The following is a 26583-nucleotide window of genomic DNA, read 5'->3' as shown; positions in this document are numbered from 1 at the left end:
CTTTTTATGTAAATAGATGGTTACATAATTATACGATTTATATTGCATTTTGTTCCATTTCTTATGTTATCTTCATTAATATTCATAAACTCTTAAGAATTCTACAATGCAAAAAGGCAACTCCAAAACAACCTGGAGCTGCCTGATTTTCTATTTAGTATAATCAAACAAACACCGTGCATGATCCTGCACTACTTCCACAAACGCCTCTACTTGTCTTAATTCAAAAGAGGATTCATAACCAATTAGCCAAGTATCGCGTGTAAGACCAAACTCTTTTTCATCATTTGATAGAGGGATTTTGTAAATGGCATCGTGGTCATTTAACGTAATAGAAGGCAAGATCGCATAACCGATACCATTTAATGCCATTTGCTTGCAAATTTCAATTTGATCCACTAAAATTTGTTTTCTTGGATTCGAGGCAAAATGCTGCTGCCACCATTGCTGAATTTCTTGATAATAGTTGGAATCACTCTTATATTGAATAAATGGACGGTCTGTCTTTAGCACATCTTCAATTGTTTTAACCTCTTTGTCCACCAAATAAAGAGTATCTCTGAAAAGGTGGATCTTTTCTCCTTTCCAGTCAACTTGGCCTCGTACAATGCCTACATGTGCCTCGCCCTCATAAAGAGCTTTCACAATTTCAGAACTCCAGCCCGTCATCAGGGATATTTTAGCCTCTGGATATTTTGACACAAAATCCTTCAAGATTTTTGGTAGCCAGTTCTGACCAACAATGGATGCACAAGCAATTTTTAATGTCCCATTTACCTTTGTCGTTAAGGATTGAATCGTTTCAAATATTTCTTCCTTTTTGGCTAGCATTTCCTTTGCATAAGCAATAACTTGTTCACCAGCAGGTGTTGCTGTTAAACCTTTTTGTGAACGAATAAATAATTGGGCACCCCAGTCTTTTTCAATCGTTTGTAATCGTTGTGAAAGGGCTGGTTGGGATAAAAATAGACGTTCTGCTGCTTTCCGCATATTGCGTTCTTCAGCTAAGATTTTTAAAATTTCTGCCTCTGTTGCCATCAATCTGTAAACCTCCAATACAAGCAAAGAGGGCCTCATGATTTTCATCTGAGTTCCCTCTTAAGCTACTACTCTTTTTGATAAATATATTTTTTCAATTGCTTTAAAATAACACGTCTTGTTAATATCCCTGCGAATGTACCATCTTCGTCCACTACACATAAAAAGGCGTGGTTAATAACTAAATCCAAAGCACGCTGGAAAGTATCCGTCAGCTTCAATACAGCGATCTCTTTTTCCATAATAGAGTCAACCTTAATATCAGGTAGCTTTTCATATTCAATATGCTCAAGTCCAAGAATCGATTCGGTAATCATTTTCATGCTAAGTAAACCTTGAAGTCGATATTTCAAATCTAATACAGGTATGGACGAGTACCCTGTACGTGTTAGTACAAGGAGTGCATGTTCTGCACTATTTCCACTTTGTACATGTGCAACTTTTTCAGAGGAAATGATAAAATCACTAATTGGCATTGCTAATAAGTCTTTGCTGTTAGTTGAAATCATGAACTTCTTCTCCTTTTCTGTCCTCACTGTGTAGAACAGTCCTTCCCTTTCATCATATCACAACTTTTCTATGTATGACCATGACCAGGCCGAGAAGAGTTTTTCACGAACAATGAATTATTTTAGCCTTTACAGCAAAAACTTAGAATATCTTCATCCAGTCAAGTTTTTCGTGACCGAATGAAGATGGTGTTCTTAACTAATAGCCAGCCTTACTCCAGTAGTAAAAAATCATGATCCCTAAAAAAAGCAAAAAAATTGCATAGACCCAAACAATTGGGTTCAAAATCGTTGAATACTCTTCAACCGTTTCTGAAATCGGAGTATCCTTTTCAGACTTCCGTTCAGAAGTCATCTTTGCAATTTTCAACGTGTATACAAACGAAATTATACAAATAATTATCATGGCAATTAGAGCTGGTATTAACCACATACCCATCGGCAAAACTCCTTTCTTTACCCTTAGTATGCGTCAACCCAGCTATTCGTTATGCAAACATTTTTAGAATGGATATTGATTGAGCCACTGCCCACCATCCAAAGTTACACATTCGCCATTCATATAACTTGCTTTGTTGGACATCATAAATGTAGCTAAATCAGCAATTTCTTCTGGTGTTCCTATACGGCCTAGTGGAACAGAATCTAGTGTACGAGCTGCCGCTGCTTCTGATTCCCAAAGCTTATCGGCTCCACCAGTACGCTCAATTGGACCTGGTGCAATAGCATTAACCCGAATCCCATACTGTTTCCCCCACTCAACAGCTAGCGTTCTCGTCAATGATAGTACCCCTGCTTTTGCTGCAGCAGAATGGACCACACCTGCTCCTGCATTCCAAGCATACGTCGCTACCATATTTAATATAGACCCCTTGATCTTATGTTCAATCCAATACTTGCCTACTACTGAAGAACAGTAGAATGTACCATTTAATACAATATCTACGACAGCCTTCCAGCCATTCGGTGATAAATCCTCTGCACGTACAATAAAATTACCTGCTGCATTATTCACAAGCCCATCCACTTGACCAAATTTTTCAATAGCAAATGCGAGCATAGCCTCAGCATGCTCAGGTACACGTACATCCATTTGGAATGTCTCAATAGAGGGACCAGCCTCCGCTATAAATTTTTTTGCCTCTGCTAATCGTTCTTCATTACGACCTGTTATGACAACATTAGCTCCCTCAGTCACGAACTGCTTTGCCATATACAGCCCCATGCCACTTGATCCACCCGTAATAATAATCGTCTTCCCTTGCAACATTCCATTTCCCCCTTTGTTAAAAATGAATGATGATTCACTAAAAGTTTACTATATATTCTCGAATATGTCATATTAATTCTATAGAATGCGAGTTAATTTTCAAAAAAATATAAAAGAGCCATTCATTCAAATGAATAGCTCTCCAATATCATTAAAACTCATACGTATAGACAATTTTATATAGCTCCATTAACTCTTCTAAAGTTGGTATCTTGGGATTGTTACCAGGACTTCCACTTGCAAGTGCATCCTCAGCCATTTTAGGAATAGACTGATAATAAGCATCCTCCTCTATTCCCCACTGTTTTAAATTGCCAATTTTCATATACTTACATATGTCTTTAATGGACGTAATAGCAAGCTGAGCAAGCTCCTCCTGTGGTAGGCGTTCTTTTGTTTTATTAAAAAATTGTCCTAAATCTGCCAATCGATCTATACAAGCATTTTTTGAATAGTCTAGTACAGCTGGTAAAAGCATCGCATTGGAGATGCCATGTGGTACGTGGAAAAGTGCACCAATGGGACGCGACATTCCATGTACGAGGGCAACAGAAGCATTTGAAAATGACAGCCCTGCCTGCATCGAACCCAATGACATCGCTTCCCTAGCATCAATATCATCTCCACGTTCATAAACCTTTATGATGTTATTCACAATTAATTCCATAGCAGATAAGGCGAGCACATTCGAATAAGGATGAGCTAAACGCGATAAATAGCTCTCAATGGCATGGCTCAATGCATCTATTCCTGTTGCTGCGGTAATTGCTGGAGGTGAAGTAATGGTTAAAATAGGATCAACAACCGCTATAGTTGGCATAAAAGCTGGTTGCTTAATCATCATTTTTACATCACTTTTTGTATTGGTAATAACAGTTGCATCTGTGGCTTCAGAGCCTGTACCTGCTGTTGTTGGTATCGCAATGTGTGGAATTGGTGGAACAGCTGCAACCTTTGCCATTTTCATATAATCTCCTATGTAGCCGCCATTTGTAGCCACTACTGCAATCGCCTTCGCCGTATCAATACAGCTACCCCCACCAACAGATATAATGACATCACAGTTTTCCTTCTGCAAAAGCTGTAATCCCTCTGCTACATACGTATCATCCGGCTCAGTTATCACCCCTATATATGAAACGACTTCTATCCCTTGGGTCTTTAACAGTGTATGGCATTTATTCACAAATCCTAAACTATCCATCATTGGATCACTAATAATTAATGCCTTAGAACCTAGTTTTTTCGCATACTCTCCTACTTCTTCAAATGAATCACGACCATATACAATCGTTCCTGGTGAATGAACAGTAAAAATGGTTTTTGTTTGAATCATATTTTCCCTCCTAAGCTACTGAGCTGTATAGCCACCATCTAATAGAATGGCCTGACCGGTTAACCCCTTTGCTATATCACTTGCTAAATATAATGCGAGTCCTGTAATTTCTGTGACATCAAGTAAACGTTTTTGCGGTACAAGTGGATATAATACTTGTTCAAGTACTTCTTCCACTTGAATACCCCGTGTCTGTGCTAAATCCATAAACTGATTACGTACTAATCCCGTGTCAACATACCCTGGACAAATAGCATTTACCGTAATTCCATCTGTCGCCACCTCTAGTGCCGTTACCTTAGTAAGCCCAATCACACCATGCTTTGCTGCATTATATCCTGCCTTCCCAGCAAACCCAATGACGCCATTGATGGAGGACATATTGATAATACGACCAAATTGATTTTTCTTCATATGTGGTAACGCATACTTCATCGCAACAAAGGGAGCAACGACCATCACTTTTTGCATTGACTCAAAAATTTCTGTCTTAAAATCCTCAATAAGCGACACATGTTGAAATCCTGCATTATTGATTAAAATATCTAATGTTGAGAATTTATTAATCGTAAAATCGATGGCTTCTCTTATGGCTTGTTCTTCTGTCACATCACATATATAGGAAGTTAAAGAAGGGTATTGTGCGACAGCTTCCTCTAGAAGCTGTTCATTTTTATCTGTTATCACAACATTAGCCCCTTGCTCAGCAAATGCTTGTGCCATGGCAAGACCAATACCACGAGCTGCACCTGTAATAAAAACCGTTTTTCCTTGCATACTCCATCCCTCCTACATCCCTAATGAGAATAATATGATTGCAAGTATTGTACCTATGATAGGGATAATAACCGTCAAAGCTCCAAACGGCATATATGCATCCTTATGCTTTTCATTACATACTGAATTAATGGTTGTCACAACATATCCTCCGTGTGGCAATGAATCTAGGGAACCAGATGCTATAGCGATTGTCCGATGCAACGCCTCTGTATCTACACCCATCTCAATATAATGTGGTGCTAGTAAGGGCATTGCAATTGTTTGTCCCCCTGATGCTGAACCTGTTAAACCAGCAATAACCGCAATGGCTAAGGCTCCTCCAATCAGCGGACTGCCAGGGATATTGGTCATTACATCAACAGTTGCAACAAAGGATGGTGTTGCTTTTACTACCCCACCAAAGCCGACAACAGCCGCCGTATTTGCAATGGCAATAATAGCACCCATCGCACCTGCTGCTAATGTTGCGCCAACTGACTTTGCATATTTGTAACTCACTAAATAAGCCACGATACAGCCACTAGTTAAGGCTACAATTAAAGCAGAGGTTCCAAGTGAATCATGGAAAATATAAGAAATGACTAAAACAACTAATAATGGTACGAGACTCAAAAGGGGACTCGGTAGCTTACGTGTTTTATCAGCTATTGGATCAGTGGAGCGCTCAATGAAAATCTCCCCATTGTTTACAGCGCGTTTAATCATCCAATTCAGCCAAAGCGAGCCACCAACGGCCATAAAAATAGCCACGACAATACTAACTTGCCAACCAGCATATGGAGTTGTACCAAGATATGGAATCGGTATCCAATTTTGAATCTCAGGTGAGCCTGCTGATGTCATCGTAAATGTGACAGAACCTAGGCCCAGTGCAGCAGGAATAAAACGTCGTGGAAAGTTTGCTTGTTTAAATAAACTAATAGCCATTGGATAAACAGAAAAGGCTACGATAAAAACTGAAACACCACCATATGTGAGTACTGCAGCAGCTAAGACTACAGCATATGTTGCATATTTCACCCCTATTTTTTCTACGATCCATTTAGAGACACTATCTGCAGCGCCTGTGTCCTCCATGACTTTACCGAAAATAGCGCCCGCCATGAACATTAAATACCATGAACCAACAAATCCTGTGAATCCATCCATATAGCTCGTTAGAAAGTTGGCCTGATCTTTATCAGCTGTTTGAGGAAAAAATGCAAGACCGTTTGTTAAGGCTGCTAAAAGCGCAGTTAACGGTGCTGAAATAAGTAGATTTACACCCTTCATTGTTAAATAAACTAATAATGCTAAACTAACAAAAAGACCAATATACGCTAACATTTACACCCCACCCATCCCCTTTTTTAGAAAAAGAGCTGTATAGCTCTACAGCTCTAGGTTTTATTAGTCGTTATTGCTTGGGAATGCAAATGTGGATGCTGAGGAGGCATTACCAGCCATCCAACGCTCTGAAATTGTCTTAGTTTTTGTAAAGAATCGTGCTTGATCTGGGCCAAACATATGCCCCTCACCAAAACGAGAGCCTTTAAAGCCTGCAAAGTTATGGTAGCCAACAGGAATTGGAATTGGTACATTGACACCAACCATGCCAACATCAATTTCTGTTGTAAATTTTCGAGCTGCTAATCCATCATTCGTAAAGATTGTGACACCATTGCCTAGCTCATGCTTATTTATAAGAGTAATAGCTTCCTCTAAGGAATCTACACGAACAACATTGCGAGCTGGTCCAAATATTTCTTGCTCGTAAACTTCCATTCCTGGTTTTACATGATCTAATAATGTAGGTCCTACATAAAACCCTTTAGACTCTTTGACAATGTCAAGCTCTCGTCCGTCACAAATTACTGAAGCTCCTTCGGCTTCCCCTCGATCAATTGCAGTAAGAATTGCTTCTTTCGATTGTTGAGAAATAACAGGGCCAAAATCTGAATCAGGATTTGTATAAGGGCCAACCTTCAGATTAGCGATTTTATCCTTCAGAATCTCCACTAGACGATCTGCAGTATCCTTTCCTACAGGCATAATGGTAGATATCGCCATACAGCGTTGTGAGGCTGCCCCATACGCTGCTCCAATAAAGGCATTAGCTACCTGTTCAAGATCCGCATCAGGCATTACAACCATATTGTTTTTACCCCCACCAAGTGCCGTAACACGCTTTCCATATTTTGACCCAGTTTCATAAATATACTTTGCAACTGGTGTTGATCCAACAAATGAAATCGCTTGCACAGCTGGGTTTTCTAAAAGTTCATTGACTGCATCTTTATCACCATTGATTACTGTCCAAATACCATCAGGCAATCCCGCCTTCTTCCAAAGCTCACTAACATACAATGCAGTCATTGGCACACGCTCGGATGCTTTTAAAACAACCGCATTTCCTACAGCAATGGCCATACTCGTTTGTGCTAGAGGCACCATGATGGGGAAGTTAAATGGAGAAATTGCTGCCACAACCCCTAATGGATACTTTGCAGAATAAGCATTTATTTGACCTCCAACATTTACAGAGTACTCTCCTTTCATTAAGTGTGGCGCACCAATGGCTAAGTCAACAGATTCAAGTCCTCGTGTAATTTCACCTTTGGCATCTTCAATCGTTTTACCGCTTTCAGTACAAATGATTTGTAATAGCTCTTCCATATTTTCAGTGATAAGGTTACGGAACTTTAGTACAATTTCTGCACGCTTAGCCACTGATGTCTCACGCCAAGCTGGAAATGCTGCTTGAGCTTGCTCGATTGCCTCTTGTGTTTCCTCTACTGTTGCAAGGGGTACCTTAGCAATGACTTCACCTGTTGTTGGGTTAAATACCGAACCGAATCGGCCACTTTTTCCTTCAACCAATTTGCCACCAATAAAATGTGTTAATGTTTTAACCTCTTGTGTCGTTGTCATATCCATTTCCTCCTCTTAAAATTGTTCTAGTTTACATTTTTCTTTTAAACTTAAATAAGCTGCAGACATATCTTTTTCTCCATAGCCCTGCTGAGCAATTTCACTATAAAGATCCACTAACTTTTCGCCGATTCGTAGCGATACGCCTGCTTCATCAGCCATTTCCTTAGCTAACTTCAAATCTTTTAATAGTAGATTTGTCGAAAAGCCCGGCTCATAATTATCATTTTTCATATATTCCAAATAATTACGTTCATAAATACGGCTTTGCCCATAACTATTACTTAATACATCATAGAGCGTGTCTGCCTGAATACCCATTTTTTCACCAAGTACAATCGTTTCAGCGACTGCCTCTGTGTAAAAGCCAATCATTAAGTTATTGAGTAATTTAATTCGCGTTCCTATACTTGAAGATGTGCCTAAGTGATAAATGTTTTTACCGACTATTCTGAATATTTTGTTGGCACTTTTATAATCATCTGTGTCACCACCAACCATAATAGTTAATGTCGCATTGATAGCCCCAATGACACCCCCACTGACAGGAGCTCCCAAATAACGTAATCCCAAAGCTATAGCCTCTGTATGTAACGTATCATTCAATTCGGGATTAACAGTACTAAAATCAATCAGTAGGCATCCTTTCTTTGCATGTTGTAAAATTCCTTGCTCTGACTGATAAACCAATTCTACAACCTGAGGGGTAGGCAAGCTTGTCATAATAACATCACATTGTTTCGCAATATCCATAGCTGTCTCAAGGCCGAAACCACCTGCTGCTGCGAATTGATCCATTGCTTTCGCATTCGTATCGAAACCATATACCTGATAATCTGCTCTTAATAAGTTAATAGCCATCGGTAAACCCATATTCCCTAAGCCAATAAAACCTAATTTTTCCTTCATTGTAACCTCCCCATTCTTTGAAAATACAACGGAAAACTTGATGATATACTAGCCAACTTTCATTTTTTAAAGTAACATTAATAACGAGATAACTTCATTGACCGCAGTCATTGACTTCGGTCATTTAAATCATAATCAATCAAATTCCATCTCGTCAATTAAAAATTTAATATTTTCTGAATATTTTTTACAAAAGATATTTTACAATATTTCAAAAAGGAGGTATTAGCTACCAATGGAAACACTCACAAGCAGACAGAAAAAGGCATTAGAAACACGTGAAAAATTATTAAAAACTTCTTTAGATTTATTTAACAAGCATGGTTATGAACATGTTTCTGTTGAACAAATTACGAAAGCATGTAATGTTTCAAAGGGTACATTTTATACACATTTCCCATCTAAATATGATGTTATTTTAGAAAAATTTAAGGAGCTTGATAATTTTTATCGTACAGTTGAAAAAAATATTGATCCCTCATTACCAGCAAGTGAAAAAATTCTATTAGTGTATCAAGAGCAAATGAAATATTTAACAAATATTGTGGGGAAGGATTTATTACGTACAGTGTATACGGCTGCTATGACAAACCAAGTAGAACAGGATCATTATTTAATCAATCCACAACGTAAGATTTTTCAGATAATGAATACATATATCGAGGAAGGAATTCAACATGGGGAATTTAGACAAGATGTTTCTGCTGCTACCATACAAACACTTATTCAGCGCTGTATGCGTGCCAATGTCTATGATTGGTTGATACATAGTGAAGACTTTGACCTAGCCTCTGAGATGGCGCAATTTACAGCAATTGTCTTAAATGGTCTTAAAAACGGCAAATAAAAAAGTAGCACTTCATCTATTTTATGATGAAAGTGCTACCCGTTTTCTAGCTTACAAAATATTGTTGTACAATCGTTTCAACTGGTAATGGTTTATTATACAAATAGCCTTGCCCTTTTTGACAACGATGGCGTTTGAGAAAATCGACTTGTATTGGTTCTTCAATTCCCTCAGCAATGACCTCTAATCCTAAATTATGAGACATCGAAATAATGGCTTTTATGATGGCTTCATTTTTGTCATCCTTTGCTATATCTGCAATAAATGACTGATCAATTTTAATAATATCAATCGGATAACGCTTGAGATAACTTAATGAGGAATAGCCTGTTCCAAAGTCATCCACAGACACATAAACACCTAATTGCTTCAGTTCTGTAAGAATCGAAAATGTTTCATGTACATTTGTCATGGAACTTTCGGTAATTTCTACTTCTAATAATTCAGGCGGTACACCATATTTCTTTAAAGTTGTTTTAATTTTTCGGGCAAAATTTTCTTTTCTAAACTGTTTTGGGGATATATTGACTGCAATCCGTACAGGACGATATCCTTTCGATTGCCATTCTTTTTGGTAACGACATACCTCATCAATAATCCAATCACCGATTTCAATAATCAACCCTGAGGCTTCCGCAATAGGAATAAATTGTGCTGGTGATACAAAACCAAATTTACGGTTATTCCATCGTAATAATGCTTCAAAGCTATTGATGCTATTATTTGCTAAATCCATTTGCGGTTGTAAATGGAGACTTAGTTCATTAAATTCAATTGCACGACGTAAATGTGCCTCCATCAATGCTTCGTTTGGAAAAATGGCCGTCATATCTTCACGGTAGTAGCGATAATGTGAACGACCATGTTCTTTAACAGAAAATAAAGCTTTATCTGCTTTCCGTACAAGTGTCTCGATATCTTTACCATCTGCTGGGCTAAGTGAAATCCCAATCGATACGCTAATAAAATATTCCTGTCCATCTATCATAAATGGCTGTTTTAATACGTCCATAATCAAGTTTGCAGTTCGTTCAATTTTTTGAATGGTTGCATCTTTTAGCACAAAAATAAACTCATCACTATTATATCGATATAGCGAACACTTTGAGTAGCAAAGCTCCCGTAACCTATGACTAAACATGCGCATCAAATCATCTCCCTTGCTCTCGCCAAGGGATTCATTAAACTTTTTAAAACGGTCAATGTCAACTAAAATAAGAGCGGCTTGCTTATGCACTTGCTTTTTATCATTTAAATGCTGTAGCCAATGCTCCTTAAAAGCTTTTCGATTCCAAATACCTGTTAATTCATCCATTAGTGCTAGGTAATAGAATGCTTCATGATCATTCATAAATGAATTCGCATCTTTAACAAATAGGTGGACACCCACAACTTCACCATTATAATAGGTTGGATGCGTTCTTAAATAAAAGGGCTCTTTGCTTAGTAAATCACCTTTCAATAAGCATTTAGGCATGCCAAACGCTGAACCTTCGATTGTTTTGGTAAATAATAATTTAAATTCATTGAGGTATTTACTTTCTAGTAATGAAAAAATATCTAGTCCAATTAGACTGTGCTGCGCTCTCGATAGTGTAGCAGTAGCAGCAATATTTTGATGAATTATTCGACCTTGTAAATCTGTCGTTAACACTGGACTTATATGTTGTTCAATGAACTGTAAATAGGGATTTTCTTCAAATGTTGTCGCTCGAAGAATAATGGCAACGACTGATTCAGAAATGTGCTGAACATGGAGCACAAAAGTTTTCTCTTGAAACCCGTTACCTAATTTTAGAGTATGCTGTTTATTGATTTCTTCAATTAGAAATCCCGACAATTGCAGCCAGCATTGCTTAGTAAAAAAGTTCTCAGCGTTTTTGGCTGTTATATCCTCCAGCTCAATCATTGACGATAGCTTTTCATTAAATTCAACGACCTCAAACACTGTGTTATCAACTTGTCTCAAACAAATAATTGCATCAAATGGATTTAGTTGCATGAGCTGTTGATATTCTGCAAATGGCGCTACATTTTCTCTACATTTTTTCATTCTATCCCTCACTAAGTAGCGTGTTTGCTCTATTCTTCGTCTAGCGTAGGCTTTAATGCATCCTTCAAGAAAACTTCCTGGCTATTTAATGGATCTTCGCTACGATCAAACTCTTTATAATGATACTTACCATTAGAGTCTTGAATACGAGCTTTCGCAGTATCCATTAATTGTGCATTCATTATGTCAATAATACGAGTTTTTGCTTCACTTGCATATACAGGGAATAAAATTTCTACACGTTTAATCATATTGCGTGTCATCATATCTGCAGAGGATAAATATACTTTATTTTCCCCATTATGATGGAACCAATAAATACGAGAGTGTTCAAGGAAACGACCAACAATACTTGTTACGGTAATGTTTTCACTAATACCTGGGATTCCTGGTCTAATACAGCATATACCACGAATAATAAGCTCGACCTTTACACCCGCAATGGATGCCTCATAAAGCTTCATCATTAAATCTTTGTCTGTCAATGAATTCATTTTTGCACGAATAAAACCATTTCCATATTTTTTATGACAGGCAATTTCCTCATCCATTAAACGAATAAACTCATCTCGTATATCAAATGGTGCAACGACTAAATGATTAAAGGTAGGTTTTTCTGTATAGCCACTTAAGTAGTTAAAGAAATTTGTCGCATCAATGCCAAACTCTTTATCTGTCGTTATTATGCCCATATCCGTATAAATTTTTGCAGTAGCATCATTATAATTTCCGGTACCCAAATGGACAAAACGTTCAATTTTGCCGTTACGACGACTAACGACTAGCGTGATTTTTGAGTGTGTTTTTAAATTATTCATCCCATAAATCACAAGACAACCTGCTTGTTCTAATTGTTTTGCCCAGTGTACATTATTTTCTTCATCGAAACGTGCCTTTAGCTCCACTAATACCGTTACTTGTTTACCGTTTTCAGCGGCAAGCTTTAACGCTTGAATAATAGGGGAATTCCCGCTTACTCGATATAATGTCTGTTTTATAGCCAACACATTCGGGTTGACAGCGGCCTCAGAAATAAAATCAACAATAGGGGCAAAAGATTCATATGGATGATGGAAAAATATATCCTGTTGAAGTGCTTTTTCGAAAATATTTTCGTCAGACTGTAAATCTAAAGGTGGCTGTGGGATAAAGCTTTCATATTCTAAATGCTCACGACCTACTGAAATACCTTTCACAAAAGAGAACATAAACGTTAAATCCAAAGGACCATCAATATGGAATACATCGGATTCTTCTATTTCGAATTCATCTAGTAAGTATTGCAGCACTTCCTCGTTCATTTCTCCCACTCGAACTTCTAAACGGCTTCCTACTCCCCACTTTCGCTTTTTCAGCTCTTTTTCGATCTCCACGAGAAGATCTCGAGCCCCTTCTTCATGGATAGTTAAATCTGCATTTCTTGTTAAGCGGAAGGCTTGTGCTGATTTTACGCTATAGCCATAAAACAGCTTTTCAATATGCGCTACTATCACATCCTCCAATAAAACTACAACTGTCTTTCCTTCTTCGGACGGTACTTTTATATAGCGATCTAGCACAGATGGAACCTGGACAATCGCTACTCTTTCACGACTTTCAAGATCTGACTCATCCTGCTCTAACAGCACTAATAAATTCAAAGTTTTACCAAGCAAGGTTGGGAAAGGACGATATGCATCCACTGCAACAGGGGTTAAAACAGGGAAGATAGTTTCTGCAAACATTTCATTGATAAATGATTTTTGCTTGCTATTTAAATCTTTCATGTCCGCAATATGTACATTATGTTGAGGTAGTAAATCATAGATTAAATGTCTATACACCTCAGTTTGTCGACGCACTAATGCTTGTGTGCGTTCTGCTATTTTGGCCAACTGTTCCTTTGGCGTTAAGCCAGATTTGTTTTCGGGCTTATGAAAACCAGCACGAACCTGGTCCTGTAAGCCTGCAACACGTACCATAAAAAATTCATCTAAATTGGAACTAAATATAGCTAAAAATTTTAAACGCTCAAGCAGAGGATTATTAATATCCTCTGCTTCTTCTAGCACTCGCTCATTAAAGGCAAGCCAGCTTAATTCGCGATTATTATAATATTGAGGCTTTGCAATTTCCTCTAACAATAGATTGTAGTTTTCGGAAAATTCTTCCTCATGTAGCTCGTTTTTCGTTACTTCAGTTGTCATCCATTGTTCCACCCTTCTTCAATAAAATTGATCTTCATTGGGATTTTTAATGCACGTTCTAAATGCTTTCTATGTCGATTGGCTTGATATTTTTCAGCCGCTGCATTCTTTTTTACATATATATTAAGCTGAACATGATCTTCTTCTGTGAGCATTTCAATAGCATGTACTATATTGCGTTTTGAAACATTTAATGCATAGACAAATTTTAATAACGCTCCGAAATCTTTTATTTTACGATGTTCCTCTCGACTCATCCATGTAGCAAATGGAGCAGCAAATCGTTCGAAATAATCTTTATTTTTATAGGAGGCAAGAAGTGCTAGTTTTACTCGTTCTAAATGATTTAAACCATCAATGGACTGATTTGCAATTAAATAAAAAGTATGTTGGCTTGAAGAGCTTAATTCGATATACTCTCCTATATTAAAAACCTTCGCCGCTTTTGCTAATAAATGCAAATCTTCTGGATGATATTGCAAGTAGCCTAAATGACAACATTCACGATACAATTGGTCTGCTAAATGCATTAAATAATCTACTTCCATTTCACTCCGACCATACTGACGTGCTAATCTTCTAGCATTTCCTTCAAATACATTATATTTATCAAACGCCTGTGGATTTGTTTGCAAAATCCGTTGAATAATGAGTCCCTCACGTAAACCTCGCTTGGTCAGTTGGAAGGACTCACTACCAACTACCTCCATCAATACTCTGAATACCTCTAATGCAGGAACAATGATATCTGCGCGGTCAGATGAGAGCCCATCCAATTGTTTCAATTCCTGAAAGCTTAATTGCCCTAAAAATAAGCCTAAATCATCCAAATTTTCCTTTGTCATTTCATAACCGTGAACGCTGGCAATAGGGTAATCATGCTTTTGTTGGTGTATTTGAGCAATATTCCGCGCACTACCACCAATTGCGATAATAGGTAGAGCAACATTTTTTATCCAAGGGAGTGTTTGGAACTGCTCTTTGACAAAGGCAACAAGCTCTTTTTTCTCACTACTATTAATAATTTCACCTTTTACAAAACGTTGCTTTAAAGAAACTGTCCCAAAAGGGAAACTATGTGATTGCTGAATTTCTTTATTTTCAAACAGCGTAATTTCGGTACTACCACCACCGATATCTATCGTTACGGCCGATTTCGTACCCATGGAATAAGCAACAGCAACGTAGCCAAAATAGGCTTCTTCTTCTTCTGATAAAAGCTCTATTTGGATACCAGTCCGTTCTTTCATTTCCTCAATAATTTTGTCTCGATTAGTGGCTTGTCGAATAGCAGCAGTCGCAGCAGCTATTACATCTGTTACTTCAAAATCCTCAAGCATGGCTTTAAATGTCAATAAAGTTTCTGATAACACTTGAATACCTTCGTCAGACATCTCTCCTGAGGGCTGTAAATATGTACGCAATCGTGCTACCGTCTTAATATTTCCAAGCTCACGAAGTCCCTCTTCAATATTATATTGATATAACACTAGTCGGATAGTATTGGAGCCGATATCAATAATAGCTGTTTTTAATTCATTCAAATAATCACATCCTTCAAGCATCTAGCATTTATTTTGTTCATAATATTAGGACATATACAAAAAATCGGACCCTCTTAATTAAGGCATCCGACTTTACTTTCATTTATTTATACTTGCAGGATACCCATTATTAAAATTGAGAAGTATCATGTAAGCCATGGTGATTACAGAATCAGTTGGTCAACACGCAAAATGAGCTCTGCAATCTCTGGCTTACTTATTTGATCCTCAGCCCCTACTTGATCCCCTTTATGACGAAGGTCGTCTGTAATTAGACTTGAAAAAATGATAACAGGAAGCTTTTGAAGATCGGGATGCTCTTTGATTTTTCGTGTCAAATGATGGCCATCCATTTGTGGCATTTCAATATCCGTTACCACCAATTGAATATGCTCCGCTATGTCACTGCCACTCTTCGCAATTCCCTCTAAGTATTCATAAGCATCGCGGCCATTTTCAAAGAATTCTACATTGTCATAACCAGCTTCATTCATTGTATCGAACAGTAATTTACGTAATAACGGTGAATCTTCTGCAATTAAAATTCTCTTTCCAGATCGCTCACGTTTACCGAGCTTTTTCACAGATTCCACACTAATTCCTGACGCAGGATTGATATCCACCATAATTCTTTCAAAATCTAGTAATAGAATCATTTGCTCATTCTGTTTAATCACACCGATTACTTGTGATGTACCTCCCTGATACATATCTGAAGGCTTTTCAATTTGATTCCAAGAAATTCGATGAATTTGTGTTACATTATCTACATGGAAAACGACACGTTGTTTATTAAATTCTGCTACAATATATTTTTGTTGTGGATTACGCTCAGCACCTTGAATCCCTAATACTCGTAGCATATCTACAACAGGTAATACCTCACCTCGTAATTGAATGATTCCTTCTACATGCGGGTGCGCGTGTGGGATAAACGTTACTGGGATCGGTTGAATAATTTCTTTTACTTTAATAACATTGATGCCGAATTTATTGTTAGCTACTTCAAATTCAACAATCTCTAGCTCATTTGTTCCACTTTCTAATAATATTCCTTTATGTTCCAATGCAACCCCGCTCCTTTCTCTACATCTGTTTATAATTCAATTGTATCATAGGCAATACATTTCTCCTACTTGCTATTTCCATTTTTATCATTAACTTTTAGATGTACCAATAGACCAACGACCGTCATAACGATCAACGTCGATAATGCTACACGACTAGCAATAGTACCATAATCCTTCATCCACAATGTAACAGTTCCATATATGACTGGACCAATAATGGAGGATACTTTACCTGAAAAAGCAAACAAACCAAAAAATTGTCCACGTTTTTCGTTCGGTGATAATTCAATAATATATGTCCGAGATGTCACCCACATTGAGCCAAGTGATATACCAAATAGACTACCAGCAAGCCAGAACATCCATTGTGCTGAAGCAAAAACAGCGAATATCAAAGCAACAATCATAATAACTGCAACAATTGTAATGGCACGTTTAGCTCCTATTGATTTCGTAATATACCCAAAGGCAAGTGACCCAATGATTGTTGAGACAGTAGAGACCAAATAAAGAACGATAAATTGTCCAGAACTAAAGCCAACAATTGTTGTCGCATAAACAGCCATCATAGCAATCGTTGTCGCAATGGCATCATTTAGAAAGAAATAAGCAATCATAAAGGTAAAGATTGCTTTATATTGCTTCATATCTTTAAATGTTTGAATGATTTCTTTATAACCATCTAAAAACTTTAAGGACTTCCGTTGCGACTTTGGGATCGGCGTATCTTTATTAATTAAGAATAATGGCAATGAAAAGAATAGATACAGAATGGCTGTTGGAATAAACGCTCGATGAAAATCGCTGTTACCAACATACAAGTAAACAAGTAATCCAAAAAGTGTACCAAGATATCCGATTGCAACACCATACCCTGAAATGAGTGGCATCTCTTCTTTTGTTCCTAGATCACCCATCATAGAATCGTAAAATACTAAACTTGAATTAAAGAAAAATTTTGCTATGACAAAACTTGCAACTACCAAAAATAAACTAAGAGGCACACCAGAGTAATTGACAGTGGTTTGTACATTCGCAAATATTCCCATCATAAACGTAAACAGAATAGATATGGATGCAAACCATACAATAAATCTCTTTTTATAACCTGTGTTATCAATCCACACACCGAAAAGGGGTGAAAAGATAACGAGCAACAAGCTTGCAATGGCATTTGCATAAGATATAAAGGTGCTCGCAACTTGTTGCATCACTTCATTTGTTCCTAAAACCTCATCCATGTAAAAGGGAAAAAATATTGTATTTATATTTGAAGAAAAAATTGTATTCGCAAAATCATAAAATGCCCATGAAAGTATCGGTAATGATAAATAAATGGCTAATTGACTTCGATGTTGTACGTCTATAGCTGTACTCTTCTTCATAATACCCTCCTCTCCATTCTCTATAATAAACAATTAATTTCTCTCTGAAATAAAAAATACCTTTTTTTAAAGAAAATTAATATTATTTACAATATAACAGTAAATTCACTGAAAAATAACTGCCAAATGGTCGATAATTGAACGCTTATTTTCTGTATGAATCCAAAAAAAGGTATTCAAGCCCCTCGCTTGAATACCTTTTTATCATTCTATATTTATGGTTACCCATTCAGAGGACCAGTGCTCAATCGCTTTTAGCACAGGTGCAATAGCATAACCCTTTTCCGTCAATTCATACTCAATGACAACTGGTGTTGAGGGAATTACTGTACGTAGCACTATTTGCTCAGTCTCTAACTCCTTTAAACGTTCTGTTAATACACGACTACTAATATTCAGCTGATTTTTAATGGTCGAATACCTTTGCGGACCATCTAGTAGCTGATAAATAAGTAGCGTATTCCAACGATGATTTAATATCATGAGTGCTTTTTCAAATCGTGGACAAATATTTTTTTGATCCAAATGACTTCCCCCTTTGTATATTAGTTCCTATTTAACAGTATATCACTTTTTTAAAAAACCTGTTCTAAAAACACATTAAGTTACTTGACAAAAGTTGTTTTTAAAAATAAACTAAGTTACGAATTGTAAGCAAAAAGAAAAGGAGTTACTTTATTATGCAAAATATTGGTTCAACAATTTTACGTATCGTTCTAGGCGTTATTTTTGCAGTGCATGGTTTTCAAAAATTTCAAGGCGGTATTAGCTATACAGCTGACTTCTTTGATAGTCTAGGTATACCAGGATTTATGGCGTATATCGTGGCAATTATTGAATTAGTTGGTGGAATCGCAATTATTTTAGGTTTAGCAACAAGAATATTTGGTGCTTTATTAACGATTACAATGATTGTAGCGATCTTTACAGCAAAGCTTAGCATCGGCTTTATCGGGGCAAATGGATTGGCTGGTTATGAATTAGATTTAGCATTAGGTGCAATAGCTCTTTACTTTGCTCTCGCAGGCGCATCCAGCTTCTCACTGGATTCTCAACTTTTCGGGAAAGAGTAAAACAAAAAAACCTGAAGGTCTCCCATTAAGGAGCCTTCAGGTTTCCTATTCATAATCGCATCGCGAATTATTTATAATACTTCAAGAGTGCTTGTGTACCATTATCACCATAGCCTGCTGCGATTAATTTCTCATACATTTCATAGGCTAATGCAAGTCCTGGTAATGTGATGCCCATTTTGTTTGACTCATCTAAAGCTATTTTCATATCCTTTACAAAATGTTTAATATAAAACCCTGGTGCAAAATCTTCTTTTATCATACGTGGGGCTAAATTGCTTAAAGACCATGATCCGGCTGCACCTGAAGAGATCGATTGTAGTACAGTAGGTAAATCTAAACCTGCCTTTAGTCCATAAGCTAATGATTCACACACGCCAATCATACCAGAGGCAATGACAATTTGATTGCACATTTTTGCATGCTGCCCAGCTCCTGCTTCACCTTGATAAATTATATTTTCTCCAAACTGCTTCATAATTGGCAATACCTTGTCGTATGTGACCTGATCACCACCAATCATGATTGACAAAGTGCCATTTTGTGCACCAATATCCCCTCCTGAAACAGGGGCGTCTAAAGCCTCTACTCCGATGGATTGAGCATGCATATAAATTTTCTTTGCTAAAGATGGCTCTGATGTCGTCATATCAATAACAATGTTGCCTTGTTCTGCTGTTTGGAAGAGGCCATTTTCCCCAAAATATACTTCCTCTACATCTGAAGGATAACCAACCATTGTAAAGGCAATTTCATGGTTTCTAAATGCTTCAGCAGGCGAGCTTGCCCATGATGCCCCTAAAGCAACAAGAGATTCTGCTTTTTCTTGCGTACGAGTATAGACAGTAACTTCATGACCATTTTTTAATAAATGCTTAATAATACTAGCACCCATTACTCCAGTTCCAATAAATGCAATTCGTTTCTTTGTCATATGTACATGCTCCTTTGTTCTAGAATGTCTGCACTCTCCATGAGAGTCCAACTCTATATCTTTCAGTTTAGGTGAATGAATGGGATAATTCAAATTCTTCCCACAACTTGTACTAAAATTTATAGGTAGGGCATATATACCGAATAAGCAAAAAAAAAGAGCAAGTGATTGGGGGATCACTGCTCTAAAGGGGGAAATGAGAATGTTGCTGTGTTCATAGTAAGTTATTCCCCATTGAAATGCATTTTAAACATATATGTTAAAATGTTTTTTTACTCTGAATACTGGAACAATCTTTTGTTAGTCTTCTTGGTCTTTTTCTTCTTCAAATGCCATCTGTCTATAATAAGTATTCATTAACTGATCTAATCTGCGACTCAGTTGAATGGTTTTTGCATTTTGTAACCCGTTTTCTACACCTGAGCGAATCATCATCTCACGAGTTTGTTCCATTTGTTTCAAGAGTAGATTGACCATTCATACAACCCTCCACACACAAATAATCATACCATTATTATACATTTATATTTCATTTCTTACAGCATTAACTTACGACAATGTTCGACAAATTAACTTCTTGGTATTTCAGTATAAGTGTAGATAATTCGCCCATTTTGCTTGGCCTCACCTCTAAAATGTTTAAATAATGGGTGTTTTACAAGTATTTCTCTAAATTCATAAAATTCTTCCTTTTGAATTTCAATACTTTCTCTTTCCCCATTTTGTAATTGTTTAAGCATATTTTCGTATTTTTCCATGAAATTTATTCCTCTCTTTTCCTCATTTGTGTAATAAATTATGAATTATTTAAAAAAAGCTTTACGTTTACCAATTTTTCATGCAAACTGTATATTATTAGTCGATGAAGGAGCTGACTGTCTGTGAAAATAGCTGAAGTTGGAAATATTATCGAGTTTAAAAATGGTCTCCAAGGTATTGTAGAAAAGGTAAATGAAAATTCGGTGATCGTTAATTTAACATATATGGAGAATTTTGATTCCCTTGAAATTGAAGAAAAAACGGTCGTCAATCATAAACGATATAAAATCTTATATACTAATGAAGCTTAATAGTCTGAATAGTCCCTATTTGTCTTAATAGATGATAAGGGACTATTTTTTTGATAAGATTAAGGTATGGAGGTCGAATATGCTAACAAATTCGAAACAAACAATACTATTTCTCCTTTCTTTATTATTCGTTTATGGCATGCTTGCTTTTACCTTTGCTAACCAAGCTGTATTTTGGTACATGTATGCATTCACTCTACTAGTATGTATTGCCATTGCCATCTTAGCTGGCTCCATTGAAGATCAATTACCTACATGGCAATTTTTACTCTTTGGTATTGGATACGGTACCATCACATATGGTATTATTCGCTTTGGTTACTGGCTCGCTCCATATATTAATAATAACTTAGTACAATCCGTTCAAAAATTTTTAGCAAGCTACGGACCACAAAATATCTGGCACTATGTTTTACTCGTATTTATCGTTGCTATAGGTGAAGAATTATTTTGGCGTGGTTATATCCAACAACAGTTAAAACGTTTTATGCGCCCACCGCTGGCTGTCATAGTTACCGCAGTATTATGTGCTGTATCAATTGCCCTTAGCGGATTTATGCTTGGTGTCATTGCTGCATTGGTAACAAGCATTATTTGGGGCTTCTTATATGAATGGCGTAAAAGTATGCCACTTGTTATTGTAGCTCATGTCGTTTTTGTACTATTATTATTTTTAGTGTTACCTTTAACATCATAACATTAATATTTGGAAACATTTTATCTTTACTTACGTTTAATTTAGAAAAGGAGGGTTTTTTATGCAAAAAAAATTAGTTTCTATTCTTGCATTATTACTAACAGCCGTATTAGTTGTAGGTTGTAATACATCTGATAAAACAGGGGATTCAGATGCTCAGCAAAATGAGCCATCAAATACTGCTGCCGATCAAAAACCATCTGGAGATGATACAGCAGGTGAATCAAATGAGGAAGAAGATACACCTGCATCAAATGATACAAATACAGAGGATGCTTCTAAACAGCCTCAACAAGATGTAAAATACGTCCAAAATGGTGTAGATAAAACAGAAAAGGCAACTGAATCTGCAAGTGTTGATCAAAGCTATAAACTACAACAACTTCCTGGATTTACACTTACACAAGAAGAGCCTGGTAAAGACATGTTAGTGTCCAATGATGATGACGAAGTGTTTATGCGTATTGAAACAATTGAAGCTTCACAATCGAGCTTTGAAGAAGTAAAAACAACTATGCAAGATTATATGAACGCAGTGGGTGAAACAGTCGCTCTAACTGCTGAGGAATTAGCAGCATTCAAAGATGTTCAAAATATCGAGGGTTATGTTGTGGACTTCGACACTGAGAAAGTAATTGGGGTTGTCCTTGAGAAAGATGGTCTCATTACAAAATTAACTATTCATGATAATGATGAACAAGATTTAACAGATGCTATGCTTAATATGGCAGCAACTATATCTAAAAAATAATAAAATGATAAGGGCGATAGACATAGTCTATCGTCCTTCTATTTGATCATAAAAAAAAGTTGTCTCAAATCAATGAGACAACTTTTTTAATAAGATAGGTCCTTTATAGAAAGACCAATTTTCTTCAATAACGTAATAGCTTGTTCTTTTTCTTCTGGAGATAGTACACTCATTAATTCATGCAAATGCTGTTCGTGTTTTGGGAACAGCTCTCCCATAAAAGCTTCACCTTCAGGGGTGATTTCTGCATACGTAACACGACGATCAGCAGGACAAGATACTCGTAATAAGTAACCTCTCTTCTCCAGCTTATCAATGACATACGTAATAGACCCACTGGCTAACAAAATTTTATTGCCAATTTGCTGTAATGGCTGTCTTCCTTTATGATAGAGAAGTTCTAGAACAGCAAATTCAGTTGGGTTTAAACCATTATCCTGAAATAACTGATGTGTTGTTTCATTAATTGCTTTTAGTGCACGTGATAATACAATATATAATTTTAAAGATTGTTTTAGATCTTCTGACGGCATATTCTTTTCCTCTCACTTCGCTCTTTATACATGACATTATAGCGACATTAGAAAAGCATTGTCAAAAGCAATATATGATTTAGAAGTTTTTGTTGTTCATTATGCAACCATTTTTACTTTCTTTATGTTACTAAATAAGCAGAATCTTTTGTGGATACTTCCATTGTATCCATCTGATTAAACGTGTAAATTGGAAACTGCAGATGGAAGCATGTCCCCTTCTGTAGTTCACTACTAACGCCTATTACTCCTTCATGTTCTTCAATCACTTTTTTCACGAAAGCAAGGCCCAGTCCTGTCCCTGTTGATTTTGTCGTGTAAAAAGGCTGGAATAGGTTTTGAAGTGTCGTGCTGTCCATGCCAACACCTTCATCTTTTATCATAAGTTCGACAATCGCACAGTCGTTTGTTGCCATTTCGACGGTAATCGTACCACCATTATTCATGGATTCCATCGCATTTTTAATTAAATTCATCAGCACTTGCTTTAGTCGATTCTCGTTGCCGCCAATATAGACTTGATTAGAGGTTGAAATATACTGAATCATAATATTTTTCATGAGTGCATCTGGTAGCATAAACTCAATGACTTGCTTTACAATATGATCCAGTTCTAATAATTCCACTTTCATTGTTGTTGGCTTAGACAACACTAATAATTCGGATAAAATTTGCTCCATCCGTTGAAGCTCACTGTCAATAACAGAGAGATACATGCGTGATTCATCATCAGCATTTAATTTTAGTAATTCTGTAAAACCCTTTAAAGAAGTTAATGGGTTACGAATTTCATGAGCAATGCTCGCTGCCATCTGTCCCACAACGTTTAATGCTTGCTGATGCTCAACTTTATGCTGAAGTTGCTTTTTCTCTGTTTCATCATTAATAACAGTGACAATAATATTATTGTATTCATCAAAAATACTTGAAATTTCATAATAGCAAGTTCTGCTCACCTGTGTTTCATCGACTACATGAATGCTTGCATGTTTTTCACCCATTAACTTAGAAAGATAGGTTGTAATTTGCCCTTTTTTCAATGTAAATGAATCAAATATATGCTGATGCGCTTTATGAAGAAGTTGTGAATTTTCAACTTTCAGAAACATTTCGGCATATTTATTTAGCCCAAGAATAATACCACTAGCGTCACTAACAATAACAGCATAAGGTAAGTAATCGTAGGCATTAAATGATTGCGCTCTCTCATGTGCTTGGCTAACATATAACTTATGGGCAACATCATCATTTAATGTTGAAATTTGCGCAACAATTTCCTCTGTGTTGGGATCGTAAAAACATTTGAAAGATAACATTTCGTATTCATTTCCAACTGTGCGAATATTGAAAATTTCCTCTGAACGCAAATCATTTTGTAACTGTTTGACGAACTTAGTCCATTTAAAATTAGATGGCTCGTCCATAGCTAAATAGCCAATATAGGTTAAATTAAGATTGAAAAGATTGATAGCAGCCTCATTGACGTTCAAAATTTTCCCTGCTTTATTGAGTATAAGTGTTGGTGACGAAGTACTTTTCATAAGATTTCCAAAACATTGATTAATATCATTTTGCTTCAACTTTCTCACCGAACCTTTCAAAAGAGTAAAAAACCTCTAAAATCGAATTTTGAGCCTTTACTATACTTTATGACAGCACGATTCTATTATTACAAAATTTAGTAAATTTAAGTATTTTAAATTATTTCACGAACCGTTCACAAAATAAATAGGTAAAAAGAATTATATTGTATGTCAGATACTTGACTGATACAATAGGATGTTGAAAGGAAGATTATTGCATGAATACTATTTTAACTACTTTGAATGCAAAGTATATTCACACAAATTTAGCATTGCGCTATTTAAAAGGCGCAGCTTTACCGGAGTTTAATCCAATTATAGCAGAGTATACTATTAAAGACCCTGCTTTTAATATTGTATCAGATTTATTCCAAAAAAAACCTGATATCGTTGGATTTAGTTGCTATATCTGGAACATCGAAGAAACAATTCACGTTATCAAGATGTTAAAAACTGTCTGTCCAAATGTTAAAATTCTGCTCGGGGGACCTGAGGTTTCTTATGATTGTCACCATTGGTTACGTCGAATACCTGAGGTAGACTTCATTGTGATGGGTGAAGGAGAAACATCATTTAAGCAATTACTGCGCTATTTCCACGGTGAAATATTGTTAGAAGATGTTCCTGGTATTTGTTATTTAGAGGACGAGAAAGTCAAGATTCACGCTATGCCACCTAAAATTGATTTGCGCGAATTACCAAGTCCTTTTCGTTTTGAGGAGGATCTTCCCTACCTAGGTAAGCGAATTCAATATATCGAAACAAGCCGAGGCTGCCCATTTAGCTGCCAATTTTGTTTATCTTCTATTGAAGTTGGCGTCCGATACTTTAACCGTGAAAAAATAAAAGAGGATATTCGTTTCTTAATGGATAACGGAGCTCGAACAATTAAATTTGTGGATCGCACCTTCAACATCAGTCGTAGCTACGCAATGGAAATGTTCCAATTTTTAATTGATGAACACAAACCAGGTGTTGTATTCCAGTTTGAAATCACGGCTGATATAATGCGCCCTGAAGTCATTCAATTCTTAAATGATAATGCACCAAAAGGTTTGTTCCGATTCGAAATAGGTGTTCAATCTACGAACGATTTAACAAATACTCTTGTAAAACGTCGTCAAAACTTTGAAAAACTAAAGCGAACAGTAACTATGGTGAAAGATGGCGGAAAAATAGATCAACATTTAGATTTAATTGCTGGTTTACCAGAAGAAGATTATGCTAGTTTTCGCCAAACATTTAATGACGTTTTTGCAATGCGGCCAGAGGAATTACAGCTTGGATTTTTGAAACTTTTACGCGGCACAGGACTTCGATTAGAAGCCGAAAAGTTTGGCTATACCTATGTGGATCTATCTCCTTACGAAATCTTTTCAAATAATGTTCTATCATTTGAAGATATCGTTCGCATTAAACATGCAGAGGATGTTCTTGAAAAGTATTGGAATGATCACCGTATGGATCATACGATTGAATACTTGGTTACAGAGGTCTTTGATACACCATTTGATTTCTTCCAAAACTTCGGAACATATTGGGAAACAAAAGGTTGGTCTCGTATTGGCCATCAGCTAGAGGATTTATTCCGTCGTTTATTAATGTTTTTAGAAACGGTTGATGATGTGAATTTAAACATTGTCCAGAGTTTAATGCAGCTTGATTACTTAATGGCTCAGCAGTTCCAACCACGGAAGCTGTGGTGGAATGAGCGTCCTACAGAAGAGCAACAAAAAGCCCTTTATCACGCTTTACGAGAAGATCCAGCTATCGCAGGTGAGGAATTTGCTAACTTTAAGTTAACTGAAAAAGAGTTGTTTAAGCATACCTTGATTATCCCTCATGCTCTTGACTACCAAGAGTTTGCAAATGGCAAAATTGTACAAAAAAATGGCTATCTGTTAACCTATTTCCGACATGGTCAAGCACCTTACTTTGCAACAATCTACTCTAACTAATAAGAAACGCTAGTCCTGTCATAACGATCAGGACTAGCTTTTTTTTATTACTTAAACGATTCTTAAATCCTCATAGTAACAATAAATACTGCTAAATTTATTCTTTCTTCGCTACATTGTTCGGTTAGTTAAGTACTCATAGCCAGC

At 36.6% G+C, this 26583-nt stretch carries 26 protein-coding genes; 6 read left to right on the top strand and 20 right to left on the bottom strand.

Annotation, left to right across the window (positions count from 1 at the left end):
• Positions 1 to 150 precede the first annotated feature (150 nt).
• The 9 genes from LCP48_RS04350 to LCP48_RS04310 form a co-directional block, all read right to left on the bottom strand.
• On the bottom strand, positions 151 to 1038 hold the full coding sequence (locus tag LCP48_RS04350; protein ID WP_004224650.1) for a transcriptional regulator CcpC: 888 nt from the start codon (positions 1036 to 1038) through the stop codon (positions 151 to 153).
• Positions 1039 to 1106: 68 nt separating this feature from the next.
• Positions 1107 to 1547 (bottom strand): cyclic-di-AMP-binding protein CbpB, encoded by a 441-nt coding sequence (gene cbpB, locus LCP48_RS04345; protein ID WP_004224640.1) that lies wholly within the window; start codon positions 1545 to 1547, stop codon positions 1107 to 1109.
• Between the two features lie 199 nt (positions 1548 to 1746).
• Complete coding sequence (locus LCP48_RS04340) at positions 1747 to 1986, bottom strand: hypothetical protein (RefSeq protein ID WP_004224638.1); 240 nt, start codon at positions 1984 to 1986, stop codon at positions 1747 to 1749.
• A gap of 63 nt (positions 1987 to 2049) precedes the next feature.
• Entirely contained in the window at positions 2050 to 2817 is a 768-nt protein-coding gene (gene fadH / locus LCP48_RS04335) for a 2,4-dienoyl-CoA reductase (protein ID WP_009371207.1), read from the bottom strand.
• A gap of 151 nt (positions 2818 to 2968) precedes the next feature.
• Positions 2969 to 4153 (bottom strand): iron-containing alcohol dehydrogenase, encoded by a 1185-nt coding sequence (locus tag LCP48_RS04330; protein WP_009371206.1) that lies wholly within the window; start codon positions 4151 to 4153, stop codon positions 2969 to 2971.
• Between the two features lie 15 nt (positions 4154 to 4168).
• On the bottom strand, positions 4169 to 4930 hold the full coding sequence (locus tag LCP48_RS04325; protein ID WP_004224632.1) for a 3-hydroxybutyrate dehydrogenase: 762 nt from the start codon (positions 4928 to 4930) through the stop codon (positions 4169 to 4171).
• A gap of 12 nt (positions 4931 to 4942) precedes the next feature.
• The gene (locus LCP48_RS04320; protein ID WP_004224627.1) at positions 4943 to 6259 is read right to left on the bottom strand and encodes a GntP family permease; all 1317 of its coding nucleotides are present in this window, start codon (positions 6257 to 6259) and stop codon (positions 4943 to 4945) included.
• 63 nt (positions 6260 to 6322) lie between these two features.
• Positions 6323 to 7843: a CoA-acylating methylmalonate-semialdehyde dehydrogenase gene (locus LCP48_RS04315; RefSeq protein WP_004224624.1), complete on the bottom strand. Its 1521-nt coding sequence runs from the start codon at positions 7841 to 7843 to the stop codon at positions 6323 to 6325.
• A 15-nt stretch (positions 7844 to 7858) separates the two neighbouring features.
• Complete coding sequence (locus LCP48_RS04310; RefSeq protein ID WP_004224622.1) at positions 7859 to 8752, bottom strand: NAD(P)-dependent oxidoreductase; 894 nt, start codon at positions 8750 to 8752, stop codon at positions 7859 to 7861.
• Between the two features lie 235 nt (positions 8753 to 8987).
• Between LCP48_RS04310 and LCP48_RS04305 the strand changes: the two genes are divergently transcribed.
• Entirely contained in the window at positions 8988 to 9599 is a 612-nt protein-coding gene (locus LCP48_RS04305) for a TetR/AcrR family transcriptional regulator (protein WP_225340740.1), read from the top strand.
• Between the two features lie 46 nt (positions 9600 to 9645).
• Here the strand turns inward: LCP48_RS04305 and LCP48_RS04300 are convergent, their stop codons facing one another.
• From LCP48_RS04300 to LCP48_RS04275, 6 genes are all read right to left on the bottom strand, one after another.
• Positions 9646 to 11652 carry a GGDEF domain-containing phosphodiesterase gene (locus LCP48_RS04300; RefSeq protein WP_009371204.1) on the bottom strand — a complete coding sequence of 669 codons (2007 nt, stop codon included), beginning with the start codon at positions 11650 to 11652 and terminating at the stop codon, positions 9646 to 9648.
• A 29-nt stretch (positions 11653 to 11681) separates the two neighbouring features.
• Positions 11682 to 13838 carry an RNA degradosome polyphosphate kinase gene (locus LCP48_RS04295; protein ID WP_004224608.1) on the bottom strand — a complete coding sequence of 719 codons (2157 nt, stop codon included), beginning with the start codon at positions 13836 to 13838 and terminating at the stop codon, positions 11682 to 11684.
• On the bottom strand, positions 13835 to 15382 hold the full coding sequence (locus tag LCP48_RS04290) for a Ppx/GppA family phosphatase (RefSeq protein WP_009371853.1): 1548 nt from the start codon (positions 15380 to 15382) through the stop codon (positions 13835 to 13837). The genes LCP48_RS04295 and LCP48_RS04290 overlap by 4 nt, the downstream gene beginning before the upstream one ends.
• Before the next feature lie 164 nt (positions 15383 to 15546).
• Positions 15547 to 16449 carry a chemotaxis protein gene (locus LCP48_RS04285; RefSeq protein WP_004224606.1) on the bottom strand — a complete coding sequence of 301 codons (903 nt, stop codon included), beginning with the start codon at positions 16447 to 16449 and terminating at the stop codon, positions 15547 to 15549.
• A 65-nt stretch (positions 16450 to 16514) separates the two neighbouring features.
• Positions 16515 to 17837: an MFS transporter gene (locus LCP48_RS04280; RefSeq protein WP_225340739.1), complete on the bottom strand. Its 1323-nt coding sequence runs from the start codon at positions 17835 to 17837 to the stop codon at positions 16515 to 16517.
• Between the two features lie 204 nt (positions 17838 to 18041).
• A complete protein-coding gene (locus tag LCP48_RS04275) occupies positions 18042 to 18362 on the bottom strand; it encodes a winged helix-turn-helix transcriptional regulator (protein ID WP_004224602.1) in 321 nt (106 codons plus the stop codon).
• A gap of 155 nt (positions 18363 to 18517) precedes the next feature.
• Between LCP48_RS04275 and LCP48_RS04270 the strand changes: the two genes are divergently transcribed.
• Positions 18518 to 18910 (top strand): DoxX family protein, encoded by a 393-nt coding sequence (locus tag LCP48_RS04270; protein ID WP_004224600.1) that lies wholly within the window; start codon positions 18518 to 18520, stop codon positions 18908 to 18910.
• Between the two features lie 67 nt (positions 18911 to 18977).
• On the opposite strand, the gene LCP48_RS04265 is transcribed toward LCP48_RS04270, so the two are convergent.
• The 3 genes from LCP48_RS04265 to LCP48_RS04255 all read right to left on the bottom strand — a co-directional run bounded on the left by LCP48_RS04265 (position 18978) and on the right by LCP48_RS04255 (position 20602).
• The gene (locus LCP48_RS04265) at positions 18978 to 19844 is read right to left on the bottom strand and encodes an NAD(P)-dependent oxidoreductase (protein WP_004224597.1); all 867 of its coding nucleotides are present in this window, start codon (positions 19842 to 19844) and stop codon (positions 18978 to 18980) included.
• Between the two features lie 300 nt (positions 19845 to 20144).
• The gene (locus LCP48_RS04260) at positions 20145 to 20321 is read right to left on the bottom strand and encodes an aspartyl-phosphate phosphatase Spo0E family protein (protein WP_004224595.1); all 177 of its coding nucleotides are present in this window, start codon (positions 20319 to 20321) and stop codon (positions 20145 to 20147) included.
• 92 nt (positions 20322 to 20413) lie between these two features.
• Positions 20414 to 20602, bottom strand: a complete 189-nt coding sequence (locus LCP48_RS04255) for a hypothetical protein (RefSeq protein WP_004224587.1) — start codon at positions 20600 to 20602, stop codon at positions 20414 to 20416.
• Positions 20603 to 20725: 123 nt separating this feature from the next.
• Here LCP48_RS04255 and LCP48_RS04250 point away from each other — a divergent pair, with 123 nt between their 5' ends.
• The 3 genes from LCP48_RS04250 (at position 20726) to LCP48_RS04240 (ending at position 22362) form a co-directional block, all read left to right on the top strand.
• Positions 20726 to 20914, top strand: a complete 189-nt coding sequence (locus LCP48_RS04250; RefSeq protein WP_004224583.1) for a YkvS family protein — start codon at positions 20726 to 20728, stop codon at positions 20912 to 20914.
• A 79-nt stretch (positions 20915 to 20993) separates the two neighbouring features.
• Complete coding sequence (locus tag LCP48_RS04245; protein ID WP_004224581.1) at positions 20994 to 21611, top strand: CPBP family intramembrane glutamic endopeptidase; 618 nt, start codon at positions 20994 to 20996, stop codon at positions 21609 to 21611.
• Between the two features lie 61 nt (positions 21612 to 21672).
• Positions 21673 to 22362 (top strand): hypothetical protein, encoded by a 690-nt coding sequence (locus LCP48_RS04240; RefSeq protein ID WP_009371854.1) that lies wholly within the window; start codon positions 21673 to 21675, stop codon positions 22360 to 22362.
• 86 nt (positions 22363 to 22448) lie between these two features.
• Here the strand turns inward: LCP48_RS04240 and LCP48_RS04235 are convergent, their stop codons facing one another.
• A complete protein-coding gene (locus LCP48_RS04235) occupies positions 22449 to 22895 on the bottom strand; it encodes a MarR family winged helix-turn-helix transcriptional regulator (RefSeq protein ID WP_004224579.1) in 447 nt (148 codons plus the stop codon).
• A gap of 122 nt (positions 22896 to 23017) precedes the next feature.
• Positions 23018 to 24385, bottom strand: coding sequence for an ATP-binding protein (locus tag LCP48_RS04230; protein ID WP_225340738.1), 1368 nt, complete (start codon positions 24383 to 24385; stop codon positions 23018 to 23020).
• A gap of 311 nt (positions 24386 to 24696) precedes the next feature.
• Between LCP48_RS04230 and LCP48_RS04225 the strand changes: the two genes are divergently transcribed.
• Positions 24697 to 26436 carry a B12-binding domain-containing radical SAM protein gene (locus LCP48_RS04225; protein ID WP_009371859.1) on the top strand — a complete coding sequence of 580 codons (1740 nt, stop codon included), beginning with the start codon at positions 24697 to 24699 and terminating at the stop codon, positions 26434 to 26436.
• Positions 26437 to 26583: the final 147 nt, after the last annotated feature.

This window comes from Lysinibacillus capsici (assembly GCF_020217405.1).
GTDB classification, from domain to species: Bacteria; Bacillota; Bacilli; order Bacillales_A; family Planococcaceae; genus Lysinibacillus; species Lysinibacillus capsici.
The sequence above is the reverse complement of the archived record's forward strand: the minus strand, read 5'-3'. Positions and strand labels throughout refer to the sequence as shown.